This is a genomic window from Cupriavidus necator (genome assembly GCF_016127575.1).
In the GTDB taxonomy this organism is placed as follows: Bacteria; Pseudomonadota; Gammaproteobacteria; order Burkholderiales; family Burkholderiaceae; genus Cupriavidus; species Cupriavidus necator_D.
Genome location: NZ_CP066019.1, coordinates 1,241,070 through 1,257,587 on the forward strand (window position 1 = coordinate 1,241,070; position 16,518 = coordinate 1,257,587).

13 protein-coding genes are annotated in these 16,518 nt (G+C 67.2%); 5 read left to right on the forward strand and 8 right to left on the reverse strand.

What is annotated here, in order from left to right:
* Nucleotides 1-108: 108 nt before the first annotated feature.
* The 5 genes from I6H87_RS24660 to I6H87_RS24680 all read right to left on the reverse strand — a co-directional run bounded on the left by I6H87_RS24660 (nt 109) and on the right by I6H87_RS24680 (nt 6,619).
* Complete coding sequence (locus I6H87_RS24660; RefSeq protein ID WP_041688068.1) at nt 109-996, reverse strand: LysR substrate-binding domain-containing protein; 888 nt, start codon at nt 994-996, stop codon at nt 109-111.
* Between the two features lie 148 nt (nt 997-1,144).
* Nucleotides 1,145-3,301 carry a phosphocholine-specific phospholipase C gene (locus I6H87_RS24665; protein ID WP_011617051.1) on the reverse strand — a complete coding sequence of 719 codons (2,157 nt, stop codon included), beginning with the start codon at nt 3,299-3,301 and terminating at the stop codon, nt 1,145-1,147.
* A gap of 49 nt (nt 3,302-3,350) precedes the next feature.
* Complete coding sequence (locus tag I6H87_RS24670; protein WP_011617052.1) at nt 3,351-3,584, reverse strand: hypothetical protein; 234 nt, start codon at nt 3,582-3,584, stop codon at nt 3,351-3,353.
* 84 nt (nt 3,585-3,668) lie between these two features.
* On the reverse strand, nt 3,669-5,723 hold the full coding sequence (locus I6H87_RS24675; protein WP_041688070.1) for a LamG-like jellyroll fold domain-containing protein: 2,055 nt from the start codon (nt 5,721-5,723) through the stop codon (nt 3,669-3,671).
* Nucleotides 5,724-5,899: 176 nt separating this feature from the next.
* Nucleotides 5,900-6,619, reverse strand: a complete 720-nt coding sequence (locus tag I6H87_RS24680) for a GntR family transcriptional regulator (RefSeq protein ID WP_011617054.1) — start codon at nt 6,617-6,619, stop codon at nt 5,900-5,902.
* A 180-nt stretch (nt 6,620-6,799) separates the two neighbouring features.
* Here I6H87_RS24680 and I6H87_RS24685 point away from each other — a divergent pair, with 180 nt between their 5' ends.
* From I6H87_RS24685 to I6H87_RS24705, 5 genes are all read left to right on the forward strand, one after another.
* Nucleotides 6,800-8,020 (forward strand): pyridoxal-phosphate-dependent aminotransferase family protein, encoded by a 1,221-nt coding sequence (locus I6H87_RS24685; RefSeq protein WP_010814096.1) that lies wholly within the window; start codon nt 6,800-6,802, stop codon nt 8,018-8,020.
* 118 nt (nt 8,021-8,138) lie between these two features.
* Complete coding sequence (locus I6H87_RS24690; protein WP_011617055.1) at nt 8,139-9,443, forward strand: MFS transporter; 1,305 nt, start codon at nt 8,139-8,141, stop codon at nt 9,441-9,443.
* 93 nt (nt 9,444-9,536) lie between these two features.
* A complete protein-coding gene (locus tag I6H87_RS24695; protein WP_010814098.1) occupies nt 9,537-11,063 on the forward strand; it encodes an amidase family protein in 1,527 nt (508 codons plus the stop codon).
* Nucleotides 11,064-11,172: 109 nt separating this feature from the next.
* Nucleotides 11,173-12,621 carry an MFS transporter gene (locus I6H87_RS24700; protein WP_037025473.1) on the forward strand — a complete coding sequence of 483 codons (1,449 nt, stop codon included), beginning with the start codon at nt 11,173-11,175 and terminating at the stop codon, nt 12,619-12,621.
* Between the two features lie 92 nt (nt 12,622-12,713).
* Complete coding sequence (locus I6H87_RS24705; RefSeq protein ID WP_011617056.1) at nt 12,714-13,478, forward strand: fumarylacetoacetate hydrolase family protein; 765 nt, start codon at nt 12,714-12,716, stop codon at nt 13,476-13,478.
* Between the two features lie 25 nt (nt 13,479-13,503).
* Here the strand turns inward: I6H87_RS24705 and I6H87_RS24710 are convergent, their stop codons facing one another.
* The 3 genes from I6H87_RS24710 to I6H87_RS24720 are packed head-to-tail and all read right to left on the reverse strand — an operon-like array spanning nt 13,504 to nt 16,098.
* Nucleotides 13,504-13,653: a DUF2474 domain-containing protein gene (locus tag I6H87_RS24710; protein ID WP_011617057.1), complete on the reverse strand. Its 150-nt coding sequence runs from the start codon at nt 13,651-13,653 to the stop codon at nt 13,504-13,506.
* Nucleotides 13,653-14,660 (reverse strand): cytochrome d ubiquinol oxidase subunit II, encoded by a 1,008-nt coding sequence (cydB, locus tag I6H87_RS24715; RefSeq protein ID WP_011617058.1) that lies wholly within the window; start codon nt 14,658-14,660, stop codon nt 13,653-13,655. The genes I6H87_RS24710 and cydB overlap by 1 nt, the downstream gene beginning before the upstream one ends.
* Before the next feature lie 4 nt (nt 14,661-14,664).
* A complete protein-coding gene (locus I6H87_RS24720; protein WP_011617059.1) occupies nt 14,665-16,098 on the reverse strand; it encodes a cytochrome ubiquinol oxidase subunit I in 1,434 nt (477 codons plus the stop codon).
* Nucleotides 16,099-16,518 lie beyond the last annotated feature (420 nt).

A 16,518-nucleotide genomic window follows, 5' to 3' on the forward strand; every position in this document is an offset into this window, starting at 1 on the left:
GGCGAAACCGGCAAGCTTGGCGCGGCGTGGTGACCGCGCGGTGATGAAGGACCCAAGTTTTCCGATACCGGCATTGGCGCTTTACCTTGCGCGGCAGGCATGCGGGTGTCAGGCGGCGTGAGTGGCGGCGGTCGGCTCGTCCAGCGCCACGCAGTCCAGGAAGGCGCCGACCAGCCGGGTCTCGCGCCGGCTCTGCAGGCAGTATAGGTATTCATGCAGCACCGGCGCGCCTTGTGCGAACGGCACCACGCGCAGCAGCGGGTCGCGTGGCACCTCGCCCAGCGGCACCACGCTGGCGCCCAGGCCCTGGCGGATGGCCTCGTAGATGGCCTCGCGGCTGCCGATCACGGTGTGCGGCGGCAGTTCCAGCCCGCACGCGGCCAGTGCCGTCTCGGTGGCCTTGCGCGTCATCGAGCCGTGCTCGCGCACCAGCAGGTGGCAGCCGCGCAGTTGCGGCAGCTCGACCTGCGCCAGCCGCGCCAGCGCATGGTCCGGATGGGCCACCAGCACCATCGGGTCCGTCGCCAGCCGGATGCAGGCAAGCCGGTCGTCGTCCACCGGGTGCGACGATACCGCGGCGTCGATGCGGTACTCGAACAGCGCCTCCAGCATCTGCTGCGAATTGCCGATGTCCAGGCTCACGTCGATCGCCGGGTAGCGCTGCCGGAACGCCGCCATCGTGCGCAGGATGTAGTAGGGGCCGGTGGCGCCGATGCGCAGGTTGCCGAAGCGCAGGTTGCCGGCGTTGCGCAGCAGGTAGTCGGCATTGCCTTCCTGCTGCATCAGCTGCTCGACCACCGGCATCAGCGCCACGCCCACGTCGCTCAGGTCGACGCGGCTGGCGCGGCGGTGGAACAGCTCAACGCCGTAGGTCTCTTCCAGCTGGCGGATGCGGCCGGTGACGGTGGGCTGGCTGATGCGCAGCTGCCTGGCCGCCATGGTGATGCTGCCCTGGCGCGCCACTTCGAAAAAGGTCATCAGCAGGTCGCCGAGCATGGTTATCCGCAGGAAAGTTGGGGGGCAGCCCGGACAGGTCCCGGACGACCGCGCAGTCTAGCGGGCCAATATGACAAAACGGCTACGCCCGCCCGCGGCCGGAGCGGCCGGGGGCGGGCGCAGCGCTGCCCGTCAGGCGACTTGCGCGTCAGCCGTTGAGGCCCATCGCCGGATCGGACACGCTGTCCTTGCCGGTCTCGATGCGGCCGGCGAAGCGGCGCGTGAAGCCGCCTTGCGCGGTGGTGACGGTGAAGTCGTACCAGTTGCCCTGGCGGGCCACGGGCCAGTGCTGCTGCAGCTGCATGCCGGCCGGCACCTCGTAGGTCCATGGACCGTCGGTGCGGTAGGCGTTAGGCTGCACGGTGAAGGTGCAGGGGGCGCTGCCGGTGTTGATCATGTCCACGTACACCGCGGCATTGGCGATGTCATAGCAGACCCGGATCTCCGGCGCGCTGGCACCCGCCGCAGTCACGGCCCCCACGTTGCCGCGGAAGGCGCGGTGGAAGCCGTTGGGGCCAAGCACCCACAGGTCGTACTTGCCGTCGTCGCTGGCAAAGACGTCCCAGCTGCCATGCAGTTCCTTGCCCGGCTCGACCATGTAGCGGCGCGGCACGCGGTCCAGGTGCAGGCGGTCGTAGACGTGGAACACCGCCGCCGCGGTGCCGGTGTTGCTGAACAGCAGCCACACCGCGCGCTGGTCGCGGGCGTCTTCGCGGGCGCTTACGTGCAGCTCATAGGGCAGGGCGCGCGACGGGCGCGTGCCGGTGTCCTGCTGCGGCATCTGCTGGCTGCTGGCCGAAGGCAGCGGCACTTGCGGCAGCACGCCTTGCGCGGTGCGGATGGCATCGGCGCTGGCCTTGTCGCGGTTGGGCAGCGTGGGCAGCGGGTTGGTGTTCGGGCTGACGAAGTTGAAGGCCGAGGTCAGGTCGCCCGCCACCGCGCGGCGGAAGCTGCTGATATTGGTCTCGGCCACGCCAAAGCGGGCTTCCAGGAAGCGCAGCACCGAGGTGTGGTCGGACACCTGCGAGTTGACCCAGCCGCCGCGGCTCCATGGCGAGACCACGTACATCGGCACGCGCGGGCCGGGGCCGTAGGGGCGCTTGTCGACGTGGTACTCCGGCCTGACCTGTTGCGGGTCGAGCGTGGTGGCGCCGGCCAGCGTGTCGCCGTCGTAGGCGGGCGCGCACGGCGGCGGCACGTGGTCGAAGTAGCCGTCGTTCTCGTCGAAGTTGATCAGCAGCACGGTCTTGCTCCAGACCGCCGGGTTGGCGGTCAGGGCATTCAGCACCTCTTGCGTATACCACGCGCCCTGTACCGGGCTGGAAGGCCCGGGGTGCTCCGAGTACGTCGCCGGCGCCACGATCCACGACACCTGCGGCAGCTTGCCCGCGGCAACGTCGTCGCGCAGCGATTGCAGGAAGCCGCCGTCAGGCATGGTGTTGGCCACGCCCTTGAGCAGCGGGCTGATGGCGTCGTCGGCGCTGGTGTATGCCGGGTAGGGGCTGCCGTTGGCCTGGTTGCCGCGCGCGGCGTTGGCGTCGCGGTATTGCTTGAAGCCCGCAAGCGGGTTGTCGGTGAAGTTGTCCGGCATGTTCTGGTAGACCTTCCAGCTCACGCCGGCGGCTTCCAGGCGCTCCGGGTAGGTCTTCCAGGTGTAGGCCGGGGCCGACCCCGTGAACGAGTCGCCGCTGTTGTCGATCACCGGCCCGCCGTTGGCGCCGCCGGGGTCGTTGGTGCCGGTCCAGTGGAACAGGCGGTTGGAGTTGGTGCCGCCGTGGAAGCTGCAATGGTAGGCGTCGCAGACGGTGAAGGCATTGGCCAGCGCCACCTGGAAGTCCAGCTCGGCCTCGGTGTAGTAGCCCATCGACTGGGTCTGCTTGTAGGTGGGCCACTTGTTCATGCGGCCCAGGTCCCAGGCGTTCTGCGCATCCGGGTACGAGTGCGGCGTGCCGCTGACGCGCTGCGCGTTGCCGGCGCTGCTGTCGAGGTGGTAGGGCAGCACGGTGCGGGTGGTGCTGCCGTTGGTATAGGTCTGCTGCCAGACGTTCAGGCCGCCCGCCAGCGGGATCGGGAAGCGGTCGCCAAAGCCGCGCACGCCGCGCAGCGTGCCGAAGTAATTGTCGAACGAGCGGTTTTCCTGCATCAGGATGACCACGTGCTCGACGTCGCGTATGGTACCGGTGGCGTTGTTGGCCGGGATTGCCAGCGCGCGGCGGATGGACGGCGGGAAGGCCGCCAGCGCGGCGGTGGCGGCGGCGCTGCCGCCGGCGAGTTTGAGGAAGTTGCGTCTGCTTTGCGGGTTCATGGATTCTGTGCCGGGTGGTTTCTGGAGGGGAGACGGGCCAGGCCCGGCTTCAGGGTGCGCAGCGCAGCTGCGGCTTCACGGCGGGCGTCTCGCCAGGCTGGTCGCTGCCATTCCCCTGGCCGGGGTTGCCGCCGGTACCCGGGGCACCCGGCGTGATCGGTGCCGCGTTGGGCGAGCCGGTGGGGCTGTCGCCGGAGTCGCCGCCGCAGGCGGCGAGCGCTGCGCACATCAGCACGGCGGCGAGCCAGTGCGGCCGCGCCAGGGTGGAAGGTCGGAAAGTCATGGTGTCAATCTCCTGCAGGGGATCGGGCGGGGGGGAAGGGTCGGTGAGGAACCCGTTCCGTGACGAAACGGGCTCCGGCCGGATTTAAGGATTCAGCGTGGACAGCGGCTGGCGTGCGCCGGTGATGGCCTTCAGCTCGTCCAGCGACAGCACGCGCGTCCACATCGCCAGGTCGTTGAAGCCCATCACGCCCTTGAGCGCGCCGGGGTTGTTGCCCACGTAGTTGTGCGTGGCATCGTCGTTCACGCCCCAGCCGGTGCCGAGCCCGGCCAGCTTGGTCACGTCGGTATTGGTGATCGCCTTGTTCTCGGTCCTCTGCAGGCCCAGCACCGGATCGATGACATAGGCGCTGAAGCGCCTGGCTGCCGCGTCGACCGACAGCGCCAGGTAGGCCCACTGGTTGGCCGACACCTTCATGCCGTTGATGTCGTCGCGCTTGCCGCTGCCGCTGCCCAGGTTGAAACGGATCTCGCAGCTGCCGAACAGCGCCACGGCAATGCCGGGGTTGCCGCCCGAGATGTAGTTCTTGTTGGACAGGATGGGCTCGCCGGTGCCGTTGCCCTGGGCGCAGTCGGTGCGGAACCAGAAGCCGATGGTGAACTGCGGGCTCTGCGTGATATCGGCGGCAGCGTTGTACGCCAGCTTGTAGCTGTCGACACGCGAGTCCAGCTGCAGCGACTGGCCGCTGAAGTTGTCGGCAGCCAGCGTGCCGCCGTCAAGGCTTGCCGCCCACGGGCCGAGCGTGGCGGCGTTCTTCGCATCGGCGAACGGCTTGCTGTCGAGGCTGAAGTACGTGGCCAGGCCATTGAGCAGCGTCGGCGCCAGCATGACCGGCTTGACGTAGTGGATCTGCGCCAGGTACGACACCGGCACGTCATTGCGCACCAGCGTGTAGTTGAACTGGTACAGGCCCGTGGCCATGTTGAAGGCCTTGTCGGTGAACTGCCGCACCTCAGGTCCCAGCGAGGCGATCTGCACGCCGTCGCGCAGCACGCGGGTGACGCCGAAGGCTTCGGTCGGGTTCTGCCAGCTCAGCGTGATGGCGTCGTTGTACTGGCTGATGCTGGCGCCGATGGCTCGCACGCCTGCGTTGGCGGTGGTCAGCGCCGAACCGTCCAGCCGCGTGGTGGCCGGGTCAAGCGCCACGCCGGCGTGGGCCAGCACGGTCGGGACGAGATCGGCTTCGGTCGGCAGCGCCGACAGGTCCGCCGGGGTGTCCGGCGCTGCTGCGCCAGGTTTGGCCAGCGCGCCGTTGAGCGCCTTGTTGGTGGCGAGGAAGGCGGTGCGGTTCTCCACCGTCGGCACCGTGGTGGTGGCGCCGGTGGCATCCAGGCCGTGGCTGGTGGTGACCATCACCAGCCAGTCTTCACCCGGCTGCCCCTGGCTGCGCGCTGCGACGGCGCCGAGCAGCTCGCCCAGCGCCTTGTCGATGCCGGCCAGGGCCGTGGCATAGGCGCCGTTGCCGAAGCCGCCGGCTTCTGCCGCCTGTGCCGGCGCGCTGTATTGCGCAAACACTACGCCATAGCCGGACTGCACCTGCCGCACGGCGTTCTGCGTGACGCAGCTGTCGACCCCGGCGCAGTCAACCAGCGTATCGAGCATGCCCGCTTCCTGCTCGGCCTTGAGCAGGCCCGGCAGCACCCCCGAACTGGTGGATGCGCCTTGCTGCAGGCCGGGTTTGCCGGCCGCGCGCAGGTAGCGGAATACGGTGGGGGCCTGCAGTGCGGTGCTGCCGGTATCGTCTTCGATGCCGTGGCGGTTGGCCCAGGCGCCGGTCAGCACCGTGGCCCAGCTGGGCGCGTCCAGCGGCGGCTGCGCGGTGATGGTGCCGGGCATGCCGCCGGTGGCGGTGGGCACCAGGTTCAGCCGGGCCAGGTTGGGCAGCTCGCGCCGCAGCAGCGCGCCCTGCACCTGGGCATAGGTGGCACCGTCCACGCCGACCAGCAGCACGCGCGGGCCGCCGGCACCGGCAGGCGGCGGGGTCTTGATGGTGGTGTCGTTCGGTGCGGTTGTCGGCGCGGTGTCATCGCCGCCGCCGCAGCCGGCCAGTGTTGCCGCCAGTGCGGCGATCATGGTGGCGGCCAGCACACGGCCGCGCGACATCCCCGCCAGCCTGTCCGGTGCAAGGTTCCCTGCCATCTTTGATTCCCCTGTTCATCTGCGTTGTTGTGCGCTGCGGCAGGTGCCGCATGGCGGATTGCGTTTGCCGCAATGCGCTCGCAGAGTAAGAACCGGGGTTGTCACCGTGGTGACAGCGGGGCAAAGAATGCTGATGGGGCTATTCGGATTCTTGGGGTGAGGGTGGCGCCAGCGTCCTATGCCTGGGGCGTGCCAACGGCATCGCCTGCCTGGATCAGCAGCACCGCGTCGCGCTTGTCCAGGAGGTGCTGGCGCAGGATGGCCGCAAGCCGCTTGCCGTCGCGTGCTTCAAGTGCCTGCAGCATCTCTTCGTGGTCGCGGATGGCGCTGTCCCACTTCGGCTTCTGATAGTTGGAGCGGAAGCGCAGTGCCTGCAGTCGCCGGTTCACAGACAGATAGGTCTGGCGCAGCGCCGAATTGCGGGCCGCCAGGTTGATGCGGTCATGGATCTGGTGGTTGATGCGGTAATAGCCGGGCAGGTCGTCATTTGCCCGGCAGGCCAGCATCGCATAGTGCAGGGCCTTGATCTCGGCCAGTTCCACGGTCGTGATGCGTTCACAGGCCAGTTCGCCGGAAAACGCTTCCAGCCCGCTCATCAGCTCAAACGTGTCCTGGATCTCCGCCCCGGACAGGCGCGAAACGGTTGCCCCGCGGTTGGGCGAGATATCGATCAGGCCCTCTGCCGCCAGCACCTTCAGGGCCTCGCGCAGCGGCGTGCGGGAGATGCCCAGGGTCTCGCACAGTTCGCGCTCATTGAGCTTCCTGCCCGGTTCCAGGGTGCCCTCGACGATGAACGTGCGCAGGTGGGCCACCACGGTGTCGTGCAAGCGTTGCCGTTCGAGCCTGGGCAGTACGGGGGCCGGCGAATCCGTGCCAGAAGTTGCGACAATTTGCATTCAAAATTCCTATCGCGTGATTGCGTTCAATTTTAGCAGACCCTTAACTGGAACTCAAAAACGCAAGTAAACCCTTGTATTGTGGGGTAAACGCTAGAGAATTTCGGCGCAATCCCGGCTGTTTTCCCGTCACTCCTCTGATAAAGTATTTTGCATTCAAAACTCAACAGGAGGAGTCAAATGCTTAATCTCAACTTCCATCCCGCCGGCCGCCACTTCCTGCAGATCCCCGGGCCGAGCCCGGTTCCCGATCGCATCCTGCGCGCCATCAGCTATCCGACCATCGATCATCGCGGCCCGGAATTCGGCGCGCTGGGCCTCAAGGTGCTGGACGGCATCAAGAAGATCTTCAAGACCGAGCAGCCGGTGGTGATCTATCCGGCTTCGGGCACGGGGGCCTGGGAAGCGGCGCTGTCGAACACGCTGAGCCCTGGTGACACGGTGCTGATGTTCGAGACCGGCCACTTCGCCACGCTGTGGAAGAAGATGGCCGAGAACCTGGGTATCAAGCCCGAATTCCTCGGCCTGCCGGGCGTGGAGGGCTGGCGCCACGGGGTGCAGGCCGACATGATCGAGGCCCGCCTGCGTGCCGACAGCGCGCATGTGATCAAGGCGGTGTGCGTGGTGCACAACGAGACCTCGACTGGCGTGACCTCGGATATCGCCGCCGTGCGCCGCGCCATCGATGCGGCCGGACACCCGGCGCTGCTGCTGGTCGACACCATCTCGGGGCTGGCGTCCGCCGATTACCGGCATGACGAGTGGGGCGTGGATGTGACCGTGTCCGGCTCGCAGAAGGGCCTGATGCTGCCGCCTGGCATCAGCTTCAATGCGGTCTCGCCCAAGGCCATCGCAGCTTCCCGCACGGCCCGGCTGCCGCGCAGCTTCTGGGGCTGGGATGAAATCATCGAGATGAACCGGACCGGCTACTGGCCCTATACCCCCAGCACGAACCTGCTTTATGGCCTGTCCGAAGCCCTCGACATGATCCTTGAGGAAGGGCTGGACAACGTCTTCACCCGCCACCAGCGCCTGGCCGAAGCCTGCCGCCGCGCGGTCAAGGCCTGGGGCCTGGAGATCCAGTGCGCGGACCCGGCCGTCTACAGCCCGGTGCTGACCGGCGTGATGATGCCCGAGGGGATCGACGCGGACGTGGTGCGCAGGAACATCTATGACCGCTTCAACATGTCGCTCGGCGCCGGCCTGGGCAAGGTCAAGGGCCGCATGTTCCGTATCGGCCATCTGGGCGACTGCAACGACCTCACGCTGATGGCCACGCTGGCCGGCTGCGAGATGGGCCTGAAGATCTCGGGCGTTTCGCTCGCGGGCAGCGGCACCGTTGCCGCCATGGACTATCTCGCCACGCACGCGACGCCGCTGCCGCTCAAGGCTGCCGCCTGACGCAGTCACTGCCTTCCGAGACGGGGGCGGGCGCCGCGCGTGCGCAACGCCCCCGCCGGACTGGTCGCAACGGATCAGCGCAGCACTGCCGTACCTGACAAAAAACAGAGGAGACGCTGTGGATACAACCCTGCAGGCGGGAACAAAGATCAGGACGTTCGAGGATGCGACCTATCGCAAGGTGAGCTGGAGGCTGGTGCCATTCCTGATGGTCTGCTTCCTGATCGCTTATCTCGATCGCGTCAACGTAGGTTTTGCCAAGCTCCAGATGTCGCAGCAACTGGGCTTCAGCGAAACCGTCTACGGGCTGGGCGCCGGGATTTTCTTTATCGGCTACTTCCTGTTCGAGGTGCCTAGCAACCTGGCATTGCACAAGTTCGGCGCCAAGGTGTGGATCGGCCGGATCATGATCACGTGGGGGATACTCTCTGCGTGCTTTGCGTTCGTGCAGACGCCAACCCAGTTCTACACGCTGCGCTTCCTGCTGGGCCTGGCCGAAGCCGGCTTCACGCCAGGCATCGTGTACTACCTGTCGTGCTGGTACCCGTCGCACCGGCGTGCCAAGATCATGGCCATCTACTGCATGGGCTCGCCGCTGTCCGGCATCATCGGCAACCCGCTGTCCGGCTTCCTGATGGGCAGCATGGCCGGCGTGTCTGGCCTGGGCGGCTGGCAATGGATGTTCGTCATCGAGGCGGTGCCGGCGGTGCTGCTGGGGTGCTTCTGCTTCTACTACCTGGACAACTCCATTGCCAAGGCCAATTGGCTGACCAGCGCGGAGAAGCAGGTCCTTGAACTGGCCAAGTCGGAAGACGTCAAGGCGGTGGACCCGCAGGCACGCGTCGGCAAGGTGTTTACCGATCCGCGCGTCTGGCTGATCAGCCTGATCTGCTTCTGCTATGTCACTGGCCAGTACGGCATCACGCTCTGGCTGCCCACGTTCATCAGGTCGACCGGTGTCAGCGACCCGCTCCATATCGGCATGCTGAGCGCGATACCGTATATGGCGGCCATTGTCTCGATGTACTTCTTCGGCCGCAGCGCCGACAAGCACCGCGAGCGGCGCTGGCATTTGATCATCCCGTGCATGATGGGCGCGATCGGTTTCCTGGCGTTGCCCTGGGTCATGCACAACACCGCGCTGTCCCTGGTGTTCCTGTCGATCGCCGCAGCCGGCATCCTGACCTGCACGCCGCTGTTCTGGTCCCTGCCGACGGCTTTCCTCAGCGGCGCGGCGTTGGCCACGGCCATCGCCATGAGCAACTCGATCGGCAACCTTGCCGGCTTTACCAGCGGCTACATGATCGGCTACCTGCGCGACGTGACCCAGAGCGGCAACAGTGCTTACTACATGATTGCCGGGATGCTGATGCTGGGTGCGTTCTGCATCTGGACAATACCTGCCCGCCTGGTCAACCGATAGCGAGACAAGGCGGGGTGCGGCACCGTGCCGCTGCCCCGCCTGCCCATCATCTCGCAAACACTTCGCGCCCTTGCCGGCGCATGGAAGGCTCTCATGACAAACTCGTACCAACCGGTGCCAGACGGCCCCGGCCATCACGCGCCGTTCAGCGTGGTGGAAGCCACCGTTGCCAGCGCGCATGCCGCGATGCGCGACGGCAGGCTGACGGCGCGCCAACTGGCCAGCGCCTGCCTCGCGCGCATCTCGGCCTATGATCAGGACGGTCCCGCCCTGCGCAGCATCCTGCAGCGCAACCCGCAGGCGCTGGAAGAGGCCGGCCGCATCGACGCCGTGGCGGGCCGCAACCCCACACGGCCGCTGGCGCCGCTGCATGGCATCCCGGTGCTGGTCAAGGACAACATCGAATGCGGCGGCATGGAAACCACCGCCGGCGCCGCCTGCCTGCGCGGCAACCTGTCCGCCGACGATGCCTTCGTCATCCGCCGGCTGCGCGAGGCGGGTGCCATCGTCCTGGCCAAGACCAACCTGCACGAGCTTGCCTCCGGCGGCGAGACGGTCAGCACCTTGTCCGGCCAGACCCTCAATCCCTATGACCTGACCCGCACGCCCGGCGGTTCCAGCGGCGGCACCGGCGCCGGCATCGCAGCCAGCTTCGGCCTGCTCGGCATCGGCACCGACGGGGTCAATTCCATCCGCTCGCCGGCCTCGGCCAACAACCTGGTCGGCCTGCGTCCGACCATGGGCCTGGTCAGCCGGGCCGGGCTGGTCCCTTGCGGGCTGACGCAGGACACCATCGGCCCGATCACCCGTACCGTCGCCGATACGGCGCTGCTGCTCGATGTCATCGCCGGCCATGACCCGGCCGACCCGGTCACCAGCCAGGGCGCGCCCCACATCCCGGCGAGCTATGCCGCCAGCCTCGACCGCGACGGACTCAGGGGGGCGCGCATCGGCGTGTTGCGCCATTTCTTCGGCGACCAGGATGTGCATCGTCCCGTCAACGCCGTGATGCAGGCAGCGCTGGCCACCATCGCTGCACAAGGCGCCGAGCTGATCGCGATTGAAGACGCCATCAGCCCGGACGAGCTGCTCGCGTCCACGCTTGTGCACCACTACGAGATGGAGCGCGATCTCGATGCCTACCTGGCGGGGCTGCCCCCCGGCGTCCCGGTGCGATCGATGCAGGACATCATCGCTGCCGGTTCTGTCCATCCAAGCGTGGCGGGCACCCTTACCACCGCGGCAGCGCTGAGCGAGCGGGAGGGGGAGTACCGCGAACGCCTGCAGCGCCAGCAGGCATTGCGCCAGCGGCTGCAGGACCTGATGGCGCGGCATCGGCTTGACGCGCTGGCATTTCCGCACCAGCGGCGCCTGGTGGCGCCGGTCGGCGAGACCCAGGCGGAGCGCAATGGCGTGCTCGCGTCGGCCACCGGCTTTCCGGCCATCGTGATTCCGGCCGGATTCTCGGCGCCGGACGGCAATGCCCCCCAAGGCGTACCGGTCGGCCTGGAGTTCTTTGGCCTGCCTTTCACCGAACCCGTGCTGATACGGCTGGCCTATGCGGCCGAGCAGGCCTTGCGCGCGCGCCGGCCGCCGCATTCGACGCCGGCGCTGGAATAGGCGCGCGCCGGAACGACGTTTTATCGCTGCTCTACAAACGCCCGCCGGACACGGCGGCGACAAGGTCGCGGACATAGCGCGACAACCTCGAAACGAGGAGGAGACAAAGATGGGCGCAGAAACAGTAGTTCAATCGCCGAATTCCCCACAGCAGCATGAGCTCGACCGGGCCATGGATGGCATCGGGGTGACGGCATCGCACAAGAAGATCATCCTCATGATCATGCTCGGGGTGATGTTCGATGTCTTCGAACAGAACGCCGTCGGCCTGATCGGCCCCATGCTGCGCGAGCAGTGGGGCATCTCGGTGGCGGAGATCGGCTTTCTCAATACGCTGACCTTCAGTGCCGCCGCGCTGGGACGCATCGGCTCCGGCTATATCGCGGACCGCTACGGCAGGCGCACGATGCTGAGCGCCAACCTGCTGCTGTTCACGCTGGGCGCCATCATCTGCGCGCTGGCACCGAACTATGGCGTGCTGGCGGCGGGCCGCTTTATCGTCGGTATCGGCCTGGGCGGGGAGATCTCGATCGCCGTGACCATGCTGGCCGAGCTGTGCTCGACGCGCTTCCGCGGTACCGCGGTAGGCCTGGTCAGCGTAGGTAGCGGTGGCCTGGGCAATATGCTGGCGCCGGCCTTCGGCCTGGCGGTCTTCGCCATGTTCCCGGGTCCGGACAGCTGGCGCTGGCTCTTTGCCTGCCTGGTGCTGCCGGCATTCTTCGTCGTGTTCTACCGGCGCTTTATTCCGGAGACGCCGCGCTTCCTGCTGTCCAAGGGGCGCGTGGACGAGGCCAACCGGGTGCTGTCGGTGCTGGCATCCGGCCGCCTGGGCAAGCTCGACGGCGAGCCGACGCCCTATATCAAGGCCGCGATCCAGGACGACGCGCCGCGCACCAGGGTGCGCCTGAGCGATATCTTCAAGGGCCGCCTGGGACGGCGCACGATCGCGCTGGGGATTGCGGTGTCCATGACGTACGGCGCGCAGATCTCGGTGCTGACGCTGATGCCGACCATCCTGATGTCGCAGGGCTACACCATCTCCAAGAGCTTTCTCTTCACCATGGTGATGCAGAGCGGCAGCCTGTTCGGGGCGCTCGCGGCCTCATACTGCGGCTATCACTTTCCGCGCAAGCGGGTGCTGACGACAGGCGCGGGGCTGGCCTGCGCGGCCGGGTTGTGCTTCGGCTTCCTGACGTATAACGTGGGCCTGGTGCTGCTGTTTGGCGCGTGCTTCACGTTCTGCGTGGTGTTGCTGAACACGTCGATCTGGATCTTCGCGCCGGAGCAGTATCCCACTCACGTGCGCGCGTTCGGCACCTCGCTGATCCTGGCGCTGGGCACCCTGGCCGGCGCGCTGACGCCGCTGATCAGCGGGCGGGTGTTCGAAACCTACGGCGTCGGCGGCATGTTCAGCATGCTCGCGGCGATGTACGCAGTGTTTGCGCTGGCCGTGCAGTTCGCGCCGGAAACCTTCGGCCGCGCCATGGGCGAGACCGCCGCCGACGACGAAGCCGTGCCTGCCGTCAGTGGCACCGCGGCCAGCGCCAGCGGTTCCTGAGACCGGCCCGCTCCCGGCAGCGTGCTGCGCGCGCTTGCGGGGAGCGGGATACCGGGCGATATTCATCCCTCATTCAAGGAAATACCCAAGGCATGACATCTTCCAATATCGATCGGGTCGCGCAGGCCCTGCTCAGCGCGCGTAGCGAACAGGGCTGCGCCGATGCAGAGCAATTCGCCACCGTGCTTGAGAATGCGGAACAGGCCTACGCCGTTCAGTCGGCCGTGGCCCACGCGCTTGGCTGGCAAGCGACAGGCGCCGGCTACTGGAAATCCGGCGGCGCCTCGCGCGAGGCGGTGCTGACGCATGCCCAACTGCCGCCGGCCGGGGTCTGGACCAGCCCCGCGCATGCCGGCGACTGGCCTTTCACATGGCGCGGCATCGAGGCAGAGATTGCGTTGCGGCTGGGGCAGGGCGTTGACGCCGCGCAGGCTGCCGCCCTCGACTACGCCGGCGCGGCCGGGCTGATCGATGTGATGGCGGTGTCGATTGAAGTCGTCGATTCGCGCTGGCGGCAGTACCTCGCCGCGCCCGCGCTGCTGAAGCTGGCCGACCTGCAGTCCCACGGCGCACTGGTGCTTGGCCAGTGGCGTGACTATGCGGCGCGGGACTGGGCGGCACAGCATTGCCGGGTGCGGATCGGCACGCAAACCATCGAGCGCCGCGGCACCCACGCGCTGGGCGATCCGGCCTTTGGGCTGGCCGCCTGGCTGCGCCACGCCACGCGCGACGGGCGACGCGTAGAGGCCGGCACGGTCGTCACCACCGGCACCTGGGTCGGCATCCTGGACGCATCGGCAGGCGACCTGGTGACCGCGGAGTTCGATGGCATCGGCGAGGCCTCGGTCCAGCTCTGAGGACGGCGTTGCCCTTGACGGGGCGTCAGCTGCGCAAGCCGACGCCCTGCATGATGATCCGCAGCACCCACGCGGCCATGCCCAGTGCCGCCACGCTGGCGGCCCAGATCAGCACCAGCCAGCCGATGCGGCGCAGCCAGGTGCCGGTCCCCGGGCGCTGTGTATCCATATCCATCAGTGATAGCCCTCGCCGTGGCGCACCTTGCCGCGGAACACGTAGTACGCCCACACCGTGTACATCAGGATGAAGGGGATGATGAACAGCGCCCCAACCAGCGCAAAGCCCTGGCTTTGCGGCGGCGCGGCGGCGTCCCAGATCGAGATTCCCGGCGGGATGATATTGGGCCAGACGCTGATGGCCAGCCCGCTGTAGCCCAGGAACACCAGCCCCAGCGCGTACATGAACGGCGAGATATCCGGCTCATGCCGCAGCACGCGCATCAGCATGAACATGCACAGCGCCACCAGGATCGGCACCGGCGAGAACCAGAACAGGTTGGGCAGGCTGAACCAGCGCTCGGCAATCTCGGGATGCGTCAGCGGCGTCCACAGGCTGATCACCGCGATCACCGCCAGCAGCAGCCACGCCAGCGAGCCGGTCAGCCTGATCATGCGCTGTTGCAAGGCGCCCTCGGTCTTCATGATCAGCCAGGTGCTGCCCAGCACCGTGTAGGCCACCATCAGCCCCACGCCGCAGAACAGCGGGAAGGGCGTGAGCCAGTCCAGCGGCCCGCCGGCAAAGCGGTGGCCCTCCAGCTTGATGCCGTCGATATAGGCGCCCAGCGCCACGCCCTGGAAGAAACTGGCCGTGCCCGAGCCCAGGATGAAGGCGGCGTCCCACACCGGGCGCTCGCGGTCGTTGGCCTTGAAGCGGAACTCGAACGCCACGCCGCGGAAGATCAGGCCCAGCAGCATCAGCATCAGCGGCAGGTAGAGCGCGCTCAGCACCACTGAATACGCCAGCGGGAACGCCGCCAGCAGTCCGGCGCCGCCCAGCACCAGCCAGGTCTCGTTGCCGTCCCAGACCGGTGCCACCGTGTTCATCATCACGTCGCGGTCATGCCGGTCCGGCACGAACGGATAGAGCATGCCGATGCCCAGGTCGAAGCCGTCCATCACCACGTACATCATCACGCCGAAGAAGATGATGAAGATCCAGAGAAGCGAGAGGTCGATGCCCATGGTGTCAGCTCCGGGTGCGTGCAGTGGTGGCGGGGGCGAGCGCTTCGTCGTCATCCACGGCCGACAATGGCCGTGCCGGCGTATGCCCGCGTCCGGGGCCGCCTTCCGGTTTGGCTTCTTCCAGCGCCGGACCCTTGCGCACCAGCCGCATCATGTAGGCGATGCCGACGCCGAACACGAAGAGGTAGGCCACCACGAAGATCGCCAGCGTCGTTGCCAGTTCGGGCACGCCGTGCGGCGACACCGCGTCGGCGGTGCGCTGCAGCCCGTAGACTACCCACGGCTGGCGTCCGACCTCGGTGGTGAACCAGCCGGCCAGGATGGCGATCAGGCCGGTGGGCCCCATCCACAACGCCATATGCAGGAAGCCGCGCGAGCGGTACATGCGCTCGCCCCGGCGCAGCAGCAGGCTCCACACGCCCAACAGGATCATCAGCAGCCCCAGCCCCACCATCACGCGGAACGACCAGAACAGAATGGTGGAATTGGGCCGGTCCTGCGGCGCGAACTCCTTCAGGCCCTTGATCTGTCCGTCCCAGGAATGGGTCAGGATCAGGCTGCCCAGGCGCGGCACCTCGACCGCGAAGCGCGTCTCTTCGCGCGCCATGTCGGGCCAGCCGAACAGCAGCAGCGGCAGGCCTTCATTGCCTTTGTTCTCCCAGTGGCCTTCCAGCGCGGCGATCTTGGCGGGCTGGTGCTTGAGCGTGTTCAGGCCGTGCATGTCGCCGATCACGGCCTGGATCGGCGCGACGATCAGCAGCATCCACATCGCCATCGACAGCATCTTGCGGATGGCGGGGTTGTCGCGCCCGCGCAGCAGGTGCCAGGCGGCGGACGCGCCGACGAACAGCGCGGTGGCCAGGAATGCCGCCACGCTCATATGCACCAGGCGGTAGGGAAACGACGGGTTGAAGATGACTTCGAACCAGTTGGTCGGCACTACGCGGCCGTTGATGATCTCGAAGCCCGCCGGCGTCTGCATCCAGCTGTTGGAGGCCAGGATCCAGGTGGCGGAGATCAGCGTGCCGAGCGCCACCATCACCGTGGCAAAGAAATGCAGCCCCGGCCCGACGCGGTTCCAGCCGAACAGCATCACGCCCAGGAAGCCCGCTTCCAGGAAGAAGGCGGTCAGCACCTCATAGGTCAGCAGCGGCCCGGTGATGCTGCCCGCGAACTCCGAGAAGAAGCTCCAGTTGGTGCCGAACTGATAGGCCATCACCAGCCCGGACACCACCCCCATGCCGAAATTGACGGCAAAGATCTTGGACCAGAAGTGGTAGAGGTCTCGGTAATGCGGGCGCTGCGTGCGCAGCCAGCAGCCTTCCAGCACCGCCAGGTAGGCGGCCAGGCCAATGGTGATCGCCGGAAAAATGATGTGGAAGGAAATCGTGAACGCAAACTGCGTGCGGGCGAGGTCTAGCGCGGTCAAACCAAACATTGTTGTTCTCCGTGGCGCTGGCCTGGCGCACGCCTGGGACGGGCGCGGCGCTGCCGTCTGGCAGGCCGGGGCTGGTCGGCAGGGAGCGCCGGGGCGCGGGCCGTAGGCGCGTGCGGTAAGAGTAGTGTACGCCGCGCGCGCAGCAAAGGGCACCGTTGCTGCCGGTGGCGTACGGGTGACATATCGCCGCACCCCGTGCCGCCGGCGCCGCTTCACGCGGCCCGTTGCCCTTGTCGATGGCGACCATGCTAACGGAGCCGAAATGAACCGAACAGCATCACCTCATTGAAAAAATACCGTATCAGTTTTGCGCGGCGCAGCAGAGGCAGCGGCTGACAAGCAAGGCAAAGAAGTGCATAGTCATGCGCTTCCCAGAAGCCTTTGAACATCGCGTCCGCCACTGCCTGACGCGGCCCCGCT

Excerpts from the sequence above, each read along its gene's own strand:
- I6H87_RS24710 (WP_011617057.1), bottom strand. The coding sequence starts at position 13,653 with ATGGATATGGATACACAGCGCCCGGGGACCGGCACCTGGCTGCGCCGC.
- I6H87_RS24705 (WP_011617056.1), top strand. The coding sequence starts at position 12,714 with ATGACATCTTCCAATATCGATCGGGTCGCGCAGGCCCTGCTCAGCGCG.
- I6H87_RS24695 (WP_010814098.1), top strand. The coding sequence starts at position 9,537 with ATGACAAACTCGTACCAACCGGTGCCAGACGGCCCCGGCCATCACGCG.
- I6H87_RS24720 (WP_011617059.1), bottom strand. The coding sequence starts at position 16,098 with ATGTTTGGTTTGACCGCGCTAGACCTCGCCCGCACGCAGTTTGCGTTC.
- I6H87_RS24675 (WP_041688070.1), bottom strand. The coding sequence starts at position 5,723 with ATGGCAGGGAACCTTGCACCGGACAGGCTGGCGGGGATGTCGCGCGGC.
- I6H87_RS24680 (WP_011617054.1), bottom strand. The coding sequence starts at position 6,619 with ATGCAAATTGTCGCAACTTCTGGCACGGATTCGCCGGCCCCCGTACTG.
- I6H87_RS24700 (WP_037025473.1), top strand. The coding sequence starts at position 11,173 with ATGGGCGCAGAAACAGTAGTTCAATCGCCGAATTCCCCACAGCAGCAT.
- I6H87_RS24665 (WP_011617051.1), bottom strand. The coding sequence starts at position 3,301 with ATGAACCCGCAAAGCAGACGCAACTTCCTCAAACTCGCCGGCGGCAGC.
- I6H87_RS24660 (WP_041688068.1), bottom strand. The coding sequence starts at position 996 with ATGCTCGGCGACCTGCTGATGACCTTTTTCGAAGTGGCGCGCCAGGGC.
- cydB (WP_011617058.1), bottom strand. The coding sequence starts at position 14,660 with ATGGGCATCGACCTCTCGCTTCTCTGGATCTTCATCATCTTCTTCGGC.
- I6H87_RS24685 (WP_010814096.1), top strand. The coding sequence starts at position 6,800 with ATGCTTAATCTCAACTTCCATCCCGCCGGCCGCCACTTCCTGCAGATC.
- I6H87_RS24670 (WP_011617052.1), bottom strand. The coding sequence starts at position 3,584 with ATGACTTTCCGACCTTCCACCCTGGCGCGGCCGCACTGGCTCGCCGCC.